Raw genomic sequence first — 1,939 nt, forward strand, 5'->3', positions numbered from 1 at the left:
ACGTCACCGTAGAAGAAGCCGTTGCTCTGGTTAAATCCAACGCAACAGCCAAATTCGACGAGACTGTTGAAATCGCGCTGAATCTGGGCGTTGACCCGCGCCACGCTGACCAGATGGTCCGCGGCGTTGTCTCGCTGCCCAACGGCACCGGCAAGACCGTTCGCGTCGCCGTGTTCGCCCGTGGCCCGAAAGCTGACGAAGCGACCGCCGCTGGCGCTGACATCGTTGGTGCCGAAGACCTGATGGAAACCATCCAGTCCGGCAAGATCGAGTTCGACCGCTGCATTGCGACCCCGGACATGATGCCGATCGTTGGCCGTCTGGGTAAGATCCTCGGCCCGCGCAACCTGATGCCGAACCCCAAGGTTGGCACCGTGACCATGGACGTGAAAGCGGCCGTGGAAGCAGCCAAAGGTGGCGAAGTTCAGTTCAAGGCTGAAAAAGCTGGTGTGGTTCACGCCGGTGTTGGCAAAGCCTCGTTCGACTCCAAGGCTCTGGCTGAAAACATCCGCGCGTTCGTGGATGCGGTCAGCAAGGCCCGTCCGACCGGCGCCAAAGGCACCTACATGAAAAAAGTCTCGATCAGCTCGACCATGGGTCCGGGCGTTTCGGTTGACGTTGCTTCGGCAACCGGCAACTAAGATCGGTCCTTTGAGACAGAAAAGGCGCCCTTTCGGGGCGCCTTTTTTCTTGGCCGGTTGGGTCGCGGCGTGATCTAGACCAGACCCCAGTAATCGGCCTGCTGATACCAGTCCTCGCCCCCCAGCGCGGTTTCCAGCGCGGCGCGCCCGTCCAGAACCACAATGGATTCGATACCGTCGATGCTGATCCCCAACGAGGCCAGCGCCGCAGTCGGATCGGGACCGGTCAGCGGTTCGGCCAGCAGGTCATAGGTATCGCCGTCCAGCACCAGATAAAGGGTGTCGGTGCCGGTGCCGCCCTGAAACACGTCGCTATCCCCGGCCGGTGCGTCGATCAGCGTGTTCTGGGTAAAGATGAACGTGTCGTTCCCGCCACCGCCCAGCATGACGTCAGACCCGGCGCCGTCGATCAACACATCGCCCCCGCCTCCGCCCAGCAGAATGTCGCGGCCCTGATCTCCGTCCAGAATATCGGCGCCGCTTTGGCCGGACAGCCGGTCATTGCCCGAGCCCCCCGACAACAGGTCACCCAGGCCGCCCCCGCTCAGCACGTCATTGCCGGTGCCGCCGAACAGCGCGTCCTCGCCCCCGGCACCGCCCAGCGTGTCATCGCCGCCCAGCCCCATCGCCAGATCGTCGCCGCGCGTTCCGGCAAAGCGGTCGGCCAGCGAGGTCAGCTCGGTGATTTCCGCGCCCGACATCGCGGCGGCGACATATTCGCCCAGAACCCCGTGCCCGGCGGTCGACGGGTGAATGTCATCCCAGAACGCGACCTGATCGGCGTCATAGAATTCCAGAATCGCACCGTCATCCAGTTCAAGATAGGTGGCCAGATCGGCCAGAAAGCCAAAGGCTGTCGGGTCGTCCAGAATTGCCTCGGACATCGTGCCCAGGTCGATGACACTGATCGGGGCGCCCGCGCCCTCAAGCGTGTCGAGACCATTCAGCAGCAGGGTGTTGTGCAGACCGAACAGCGTGTCCGCCAGCGCCTGTTCGACCGGCGACTGATCAGCGAAAAGCGGGAAATATTCCGGCTGGGGCAGGGTGCAGACGGTGATCTCGCCCACCCCCAGCGCCGCCAGATCGCTGACCGCAGTCAGCGTCGCCTGCACGATGCCGTTGACCAGATTGAAAACCCCCAGCGCCGTTGTCGGCGCGCCGCCATCGGCCAGCGAGATATAATCGTTGCCGCCGATCAGCACGACGGCGGTGACATCGGACAGGTCCTGCCCGTTAAAGTCATCGGCGAAGCGGTCGATCTGCGCGCCAAGGTTCAGGTCAAAGTCCAGCGCCGGATC

General features: G+C 63.4%; 2 protein-coding genes. One reads left to right on the plus strand and one right to left on the minus strand.

The genetic code is table 11. The features are described 5' to 3' along the window. Positions 1 to 641: 50S ribosomal protein L1 (rplA, locus tag ABYW26_RS13995; RefSeq protein ID WP_372605527.1), on the plus strand; the 641-nt coding region annotated here is incomplete at its 5' end. A gap of 74 nt (positions 642 to 715) precedes the next feature. Here rplA and ABYW26_RS14000 read toward each other — a convergent pair. Next, positions 716 to 1,939, minus strand: a 1,224-nt coding sequence (locus ABYW26_RS14000; protein WP_372605529.1) for an SGNH/GDSL hydrolase family protein, incomplete at its 5' end; no start/stop codon positions are given.

The sequence above is a fragment of the Actibacterium sp. genome, from assembly GCF_041584535.1.
Lineage (GTDB): Bacteria > Pseudomonadota > Alphaproteobacteria > Rhodobacterales > Rhodobacteraceae > Actibacterium_D.